This window comes from Oerskovia sp. NPDC060287 (assembly GCF_042726775.1).
GTDB lineage: Bacteria > Actinomycetota > Actinomycetes > Actinomycetales > Cellulomonadaceae > Oerskovia > Oerskovia merdavium.
This window is the reverse complement of sequence record NZ_JBHXBO010000219.1, coordinates 1-6,996: the sequence shown is the minus strand read 5'-3', so window position 1 is coordinate 6,996 and position 6,996 is coordinate 1. Positions and strand designations below refer to the sequence as shown.

Sequence of the window (6,996 nt, the reverse complement as noted above, 5' to 3'; positions counted from 1 at the left end):
GGACGCGTCCCGGACCAGCACCTCCCCTCTCCGTTCGCGTGACCGGGACCCGCTGGTCTCGCCGCGAAGAGCACGACGCCCCGTGGCAGTCTGGGCGCATGGTGACCGACCGGCGCGTGGACGCGCCTCGCTTCCACCCCGAGACCGCCGCCGAGTGGCGGGCCTGGCTCGTCGAGCACCACGCCGACGAGGTGCCCGGGGTGTGGGTCGTGCAGTGGCGCCGGGCCTCCGGTCGCGTCCCGATCGACTACGACGCGCTCATCGAGGAGGCGCTGAGCTTCGGGTGGATCGACGGGACCGTCCAGACGATCGACGACGAGCGCTCGATGATGTGGCTCACCAGGAGGCGGCCCGGGAGCCGGTGGACCCGCCTGAGCAAGGAACGGGTCGCGCGAGCAGAGGCCGACGGTCGGATGACCGACGCGGGGCGCGCGGTGATCGAGGCGGCGCAGGCCGACGGTTCCTGGACGAGGTACGACGACGCCGAGGCGCTGGTCGTGCCCGACGACCTGGCCTCCGCGCTCGCGGCCGCACCGCCCGCCCGTGAGCACTGGGACGGCTTTCCGCCCGGCGTGCGTCGGCTCGTCCTCGGGTGGATCGCGGACGCCAAGCGGGCCCCGACGCGCGCGGCCCGCATCGCGGAGACTGCCGAGAAGGCGCAGCGCGGCGAGCGTGCGCACGAGCAGCCTCGCTGAGGTCCGTCGCGACACGACCACCGCCAGCGGATAGCGTCCCTCGGAGCGGCAGAACCGCCGTCGGGCCGGAGGGGTGAAGCATGGACGTCCTGCAAGAGGCGCTGATCGACCCGGTCAGCAACTTTCTGTACTCCTACGTCCTGATCTACGTCCTCATCGGGGCGGGCATCTGGTTCACGGTGCGCACGCGTGCCGTCCAGGTCCGGATGTTCGGGCTCATGTTCCGTCTCGTCGGCGGCTCGACCGGCGCGGCCGAAGGCGGCATCTCGTCGTTCCAGGCGTTCTGCGTGGGGCTCGCCTCGCGCGTGGGCACGGGCAACATCGCGGGCGTCGCGATCGCCCTGACGCTCGGCGGGCCGGGCGCGATCTTCTGGATGTGGTGCGTCGCGCTCCTCGGCATGGCCACGGCGTTCGTCGAGGCGACGCTCGGGCAGATCTTCAAGGTCCGGGCCGACGACGGGTCCTACCGTGGCGGCCCCGCGTACTACATCCAGCGAGGCCTGGGTTCGCGGCGCTGGGGGATCGTGTTCGCGATCCTGCTGATCTTCGCGTTCGGCTTCGCGTTCAACATGGTGCAGGCCAACACGATCAGCGAGGCCCTCGAGAACGGGCACGCCGTCTCGCCGGGATGGACCGCGGTGCTCCTCATGATCCTCGCGGCTCCCGTGCTGTTCGGCGGGGTCAAGCGGGTCGCGAAGGTCGCGGGGATCGTGCTGCCGATCATGGCGGGGGTCTACGTGCTGCTCGCGGCCACGATCATCCTCCTCAACCTCGGCGCCGTGCCGGGAGCGGTCTCGCAGATCGTCGAGGGCGCGTTCGGCCTGGACCAGGCGGTGGCGGGCACGGCCGGCGGGATCCTCGCGGCACTGCTCAACGGGGTCAAGCGCGGCCTGTTCTCGAACGAGGCGGGCATGGGCAGCGCACCGAACGCGGCCGCGACCGCGACGGTCTCGCACCCCGCCAAGCAGGGCCTGATCCAGTCGCTCGGCGTGTTCGTCGACACGATCGTGGTGTGCTCGGCGACGGCGTTCATCATCCTCATGGCGGGCCCCGAGGTGTTCGACCCGGGGACCACGACCGACGCGGCCGGGGCCTCGCTCACGCAGGAGGCCGTCGCGGCCCAGCTCGGGTCGTGGACCGTGTGGCCCATGACGATCCTGGTGTTCGTCTTCGCGTTCTCCTCGGTGCTCGGCAACTACTCGTACGCCGAGGTCAACCTGACCTTCCTGGGCATCCGCGCCAAGGCGCTCACCGCGCTGCGCACGCTCGTGCTCGCCGCGATCGGGATCGGGTCGCTCATCGAGCTCGAGGCGGTGTGGGCCGTCGCGGACGTCGCCATGGCGCTCATGGCGCTCGTGAACCTGGTCGCGATCGTGCTCCTGGGCAGGTGGGCCTTCGGGGCGCTCAAGGACTTCGAGCGCCTGCGGGCGGGCGGGGCCGGCGACCGGTTCGTCGGGACCGGGAACCCCGACCTGCCCGGGGACGTGCCGGGCGACGTGTGGGCACCGGTTCAGCAGGGCTCGAAGGCGTAGCCCGGGTCGTCGGGCGTCGAGAGCCCGCGGTCGCGTCCCACGACCGAGACGCCGCGGGTGCACGCGTCGGCGAGGCGGTCGGTGAAGCCCGGTGCGTCGTCGTACTCGATCTCCAGGACGCGCGTGCCGTACGCCGCGGCATAGTCCCCGCACTCGTCGTGGACTGCGCAGTCCTCGGCGACCACGAAGTCGAAGCCGAGCGCCGGACCGTCCGCACCCAGCTCGACCGTGTTCTTCTGCCCGATCGCGAGGCCCCGCGCATGGGCCCGCTCGATCAGGAGCGCGGCGAGCGCGAGGTTGTCGCCCTGCGTGAGCGCGCCGTCCGAGCGGGTGGACGAGTCCAGGTTGTCCGGCTCGACCGCGTCGTAGCCCGCGTCCGCGCACGCGTCCACCTGGGCCCCGACGATCTCCGCGATCTCCCGACGGCCTGCGTCGGTCGAGGTGTCGAGGAGCAGCTCGTCGGGCCAGCCGGGGTCGGCCACGGGGTCGCCGTCCTCGTCGCGCAGGACGAGGCCCGGGTGGTCACGCAGCCAGGCGCCGCTCTCGTCCGGCTGGGTCTGGAAGCCGTTGACGTAGCAGACGTCGTAGCCCGCGCCCGCGGGAGAGTCGGTGACGTCGCGGACGACGACCGTCACGCCGTCGGGCGGCGGATAGGCCCCGCCGAGCTGGTAGTCGAGCCCGGCCCCGGCGGGCGGGGGAGCGGGCGCCGCGTCGTCCTGCCCGACGGCGTCGCTCACCGAGGTCGTCGGCTCGTGCTCGGCCGGGGCGGGCGCTGGGGCGCCCCCGCCGGCGCACCCGGCGAGGAGGGCGAGGGCCAGGGCAGGGGCGACGAGGGAGCGGACCGACGGTGAGGGCACGGGACCATGCTCGCACCCGGGCCGTGCGTGACGGTTGGGTCGACGCGCCGTGACGAACGGCCGGCAGGTTCCCGCGGATCGCGAGAACCGGCCGGCCGTGGACCGGGCGTCTGTCGTCAGCCGAGCTTCGTCGTGAACCCCGCGGTCGTGCCCGCGAGCTCGACCGAGTCGGTCGGGGTGAGCGTCGCGGTGACCTGGACGGTCGCACCGCTCATGCCGAAGGGCAGCGACTGGGGCAGCGTGACCGTCGTCGTGATGCCCTTCGCGACGGGGACGCTCGTGGTCGTCACGAACATCCCCGAGACGACCGTGACCTCGACCGTCCCGGCCACGGACGCGTTGGCGGTCACGCGCGGCTTGGCGCCCGTGCGCAGCGAGGACGCGGCGAGCGTGAGCGTCGTCGGCGCCTTGGTCACGGTCACGGTGCTCACGGTCGAGGTCGTCGAGGACTTCCCGGCCGTGGCGACCACGCGGTAGCGGTGCTGGTCGGTCGTGGCCGAGACCTTCTTGAGCAGGAGGTTCTTCGACGTCGCGCCCGCGATGTCGGTCCACGCGTCCGAGCCCGCGGCGGCGGACTGCCACTGGTAGGAGACGCGGGGAGCGGGGACGGCCGTCGAGGTCGAGACGGCTGTCGAGGAGATCGTCACGTTCTTGCCGGACTCGACGGAGACGGCCGCGGCCGGCTGCGCCGTGAACGTGACCTCACCCGGGACGGCGACGCCGGCCTCGGTGACCCACTTGGTGCCGTCGTCGCGCTTGGTGACCGTGAACTCGTCGTAGACCGCGCCCACGGGCAGGTCGGTGCTCGCGCCCGCGACCTTCTCGGCGATGTAGGACCTGTACGTCAGGGTGTCGGCCGTGACGTCGACGACCTGGTAGGTCGTGATCTTCTCGCCGCGCAGCACCTGTGTCGCGCCGTTGTTGGTCCAGACGTTCTTGTCGGGGGCCGCGAGGTCGTAGTGCTTGGCACCCGAGTTGGACACGATGTAGACGGGGCCGTCGGTCACACCCTCGGTACCGGTGCGGTTCTCGTTGTTGTAGCCGCGCGCGTAGGTGTGGTCGTGACCCATCATGACGAGATCGATGTCGTGCTCCTGGAAGACCGGGACCCAGTACTTGCGCAGCACGGGCTCGTCACGGCCCGACGACGTCGAGTAGACGGGCTGGTGGAACGTCACGACGTTCCACTTCGACGGGCTCTCGGTGAGCACGGTGTCGAGCCATGCGGCCTGGAACTGGGTCCAGAGCTCGGCGACCTTGGCCTGCGGGCAGTCGGCACCGGTGCACGCGGGCAGCGCGTCGGGCGTGAGGAACGCGGTGTCGCGGGTCGCGTTGATCGTGATGAAGCGCATGCCCTGGTAGTCCGTGAAGTACACGGTCTCGGCCGCGAACTCGCTCCAGTGCGCGAAGTATGCGGCGTACTGCCGGGCCACGGGGGTGTCGCCCACGGCGAGCTGTGCGAGCTCGCCCACGGTCTCGGTCGTGGGGTTGTTGAGCGGGTACTCGAAGTTCGCCTTCCAGGCCGCGAGCTTCTTGTCGCCCGAGTACTCGTGGTTGCCGGGGGCGGCCATGACGTTGCTGGTCGCCGCGGCGTCCTCCATGCCCTTGAACCAGTTGACCCACTGGGTCTCGTTGCTCGCCGAGTCGATCAGGTCTCCGGCGTGGACCGAGCCGATCGCGTCGGGGGCCGTGGCCTGGGCCTGCGCGACGACCTTGGGCCACGTGCTGTCGAGGCCGATCTGCGCGTCGCCGTAGTAGATGAACGAGAAGTCGGTCTCGGACGGGTCGGCCGTCGCGAAGGTCTTCCACCCGGTCCAGGCGCCGGGCACGCCCACGCGGTAGGAGTACTCGGTCGCGGCCTGGAGGCCGGGCACGGTCACCGAGAAGTGCTGCTTCGCGTTGCCGTTGACGGCGCCTGCGGCGTAGGCGCGCAGCGTGCGGGTCGCGCCGCCGGCGGTGGGACGGATCTCGACCTGCCCCGTGGTGTCGGCGTCGCTGCCCGCGAGCCACGAGATCGACTGCGACGTCTCGGGTGTCTCGGTCGGAGTGAGGATGACGCGGGTCGGCGGGGCGACCACGACCGGGGCGTCCTCGACGACCGGGGTCAGCGAGGTCAGGTCGAAGTAGACGTCCGAGCTCGACGCGCGGTCCTGGTAGAGCGCGACCGCGATCGTGTTGGTCCCGTCGAGCAGCGCCTCGGGGTCGAGGTCGAACGAGGCCGCGATGGGGTCGGAGGCGCCTGAGCCGGCGTACTGGAGGTTCGTCGTCGTGCTGGTGACGCGCTCGTCGTGGAAGCCCGCGACCTTGGCACCGTTGACGTAGACGACCAGCCCGTCGTCGTAGACGACGTTGCCGACGACCTTCTCGAGCTCGTCCGCGGTGTCGGCGTCGAACTCGAACGTGGAGCGGAAGAAGAACGTGGGGACGTCGGTCGTGGTGCCTTCGATGTACTGCGTGAGGAGGGTCGTGGGCGTGTGCGGGCCGACGGCCGCGAGCTTGCCGCCCTTGGCCCCGAACGACCCCTTGGCCGACTTCCAGGCCGTCGCGTCGTAGGCGGGCTGGGTCCAGGAGAGCAGGTTTCCGGGCGTGCCCGGGTCCGTGTTGTCGTCGAGGTACTTCCACGTGGTGTCCGCCGTGGTGAGCAGCGGCGCGGGGGGTGCGGTCGCCGCGGAGGCGTCCTGGGTGGGCGTGGCGGCGAGCACGAGCCCGCCGACCAGGGTGAGGAGGGCGAGCGCGGGCACGCTTCTCCGCACCGGGCGGACAGGGGTGTCCATCGTCTGCGTCATGTCAGTCCTTCGTCCGGTCCCGCGCGAGCGCGGCAGCTGGGCGGCGCGACCTTGGCGCCTTCCCGATCCCACCGGACGCGGGTGGCTACCGGGTGAGCCGACGATGAACGCGAAACGTCCGCTTCGTGCCCATTCGCTCGGTCGTCGGGCCGAAGAGGGGTGGCGTGAGCCTCAGCCCAGGTCCCAGAGGAGCCGGTAGTAGGCGATCCGTTCGTCGTCCGGTTCGATGCCGTACGCGTCGTAGACGAGCCCGTCGTAGCCGGGCCCGTAGTTCCACTCGGTGCTCCAGGCCGCGACGGCCAGGTCGGCCCAGCGGTCGGCGACGCCCAGGGAGCCGAGGTCGACGTGCGCGGCGAACGAGCCGTCGGCGGCCAGGAGGGTGTTGGGTGCGCACGCGTCGCCGTGGCACACGACGAGGCGGTCCACCGGTGGCGTGAGGTCGAGCCGGGCGCGGGCCTCGGTGACCGTGAGCGCCGCGTGCTCGGGGAACCATTCGGTGGGGCCGTCGCCGTCGGCGATCCGTTCGTCGGCGCGTGCGATGCGTTGCTCGACGTTCCAGGTGAAGGGGCAGTCCTCGACGGGCAGGGCGTCGTGCAGGACGCGCAGCCCGCGGCCGATCGCTGCCGCGGCGGTGGCGGGTTCGGCGACCCAGCGCGGGTCGACGGCCGAGGCCGCGTGGATCGCCTCGGTCACGAGCCAGGTGCCGGCCTCGTCCTGTCCGGCGTCGAGCACGTGGGGAACGGCTGTGTGCTGCGACGCCCACGTGAGCCGCTCGGCCTCGGCGAGCAGGTCGATCTCCGGAGTGCTGGCGGCGACCCACTTGACGTACCGCTCCGCGCCGCCAGCTCCGCCAGCGCCGCTCGTGCCGCCCGTGCCCCAGCGGAACGTGAGCCCGCCGAGCTGGTTTCGCCACACCGGGACCAGGTCGCCGCCCCCCGCGGCGTCGACGAGCGAGCGGACGGGTGGCGGCACGGGTACGGGGGCGGTCGGGATCATGGCTAGGGGCGGGCGCGACATGCCTCGATCCTGCCAGGGACCGTCCCGTGCCTTATGACCCGCCGGGCTCCGGTGGTGAGGGCTCCGGGGTGGGAGGTGTTTTCTGCGGAGCCACCACAATTGTGGTGGC

General features: G+C 71.8%; 5 protein-coding genes. 2 read left to right on the top strand and 3 right to left on the bottom strand.

Annotated elements, in window-relative coordinates:
• The first annotated feature begins 98 nt into the window (after positions 1 to 98).
• On the top strand, positions 99 to 695 hold the full coding sequence (locus ACFWFR_RS15895) for a YdeI family protein (protein ID WP_377623602.1): 597 nt from the start codon (positions 99 to 101) through the stop codon (positions 693 to 695).
• A gap of 80 nt (positions 696 to 775) precedes the next feature.
• Positions 776 to 2,227, top strand: coding sequence for an alanine/glycine:cation symporter family protein (locus ACFWFR_RS15890; protein WP_377623601.1), 1,452 nt, complete (start codon positions 776 to 778; stop codon positions 2,225 to 2,227).
• On the opposite strand, the gene ACFWFR_RS15885 is transcribed toward ACFWFR_RS15890, so the two are convergent.
• The 3 genes from ACFWFR_RS15885 to ACFWFR_RS15875 all read right to left on the bottom strand — a co-directional run bounded on the left by ACFWFR_RS15885 (position 2,206) and on the right by ACFWFR_RS15875 (position 6,887).
• Positions 2,206 to 3,084 carry an endo alpha-1,4 polygalactosaminidase gene (locus ACFWFR_RS15885; protein WP_377623600.1) on the bottom strand — a complete coding sequence of 293 codons (879 nt, stop codon included), beginning with the start codon at positions 3,082 to 3,084 and terminating at the stop codon, positions 2,206 to 2,208. The genes ACFWFR_RS15890 and ACFWFR_RS15885 overlap by 22 nt on opposite strands.
• A gap of 116 nt (positions 3,085 to 3,200) precedes the next feature.
• Entirely contained in the window at positions 3,201 to 5,870 is a 2,670-nt protein-coding gene (locus tag ACFWFR_RS15880) for a fibronectin type III domain-containing protein (RefSeq protein ID WP_377623599.1), read from the bottom strand.
• A gap of 171 nt (positions 5,871 to 6,041) precedes the next feature.
• Positions 6,042 to 6,887, bottom strand: a complete 846-nt coding sequence (locus ACFWFR_RS15875) for a phosphotransferase (RefSeq protein ID WP_377623598.1) — start codon at positions 6,885 to 6,887, stop codon at positions 6,042 to 6,044.
• Between the last annotated feature and the right edge of the window lie 109 nt (positions 6,888 to 6,996).

Coding starts and splice junctions, on each gene's coding strand:
- ACFWFR_RS15895 (WP_377623602.1), top strand. CDS start 99: ATGGTGACCGACCGGCGCGTGGACGCGCCTCGCTTCCACCCCGAGACC.
- ACFWFR_RS15890 (WP_377623601.1), top strand. CDS start 776: ATGGACGTCCTGCAAGAGGCGCTGATCGACCCGGTCAGCAACTTTCTG.
- ACFWFR_RS15880 (WP_377623599.1), bottom strand. CDS start 5,870: ATGACGCAGACGATGGACACCCCTGTCCGCCCGGTGCGGAGAAGCGTG.
- ACFWFR_RS15875 (WP_377623598.1), bottom strand. CDS start 6,887: ATGTCGCGCCCGCCCCTAGCCATGATCCCGACCGCCCCCGTACCCGTG.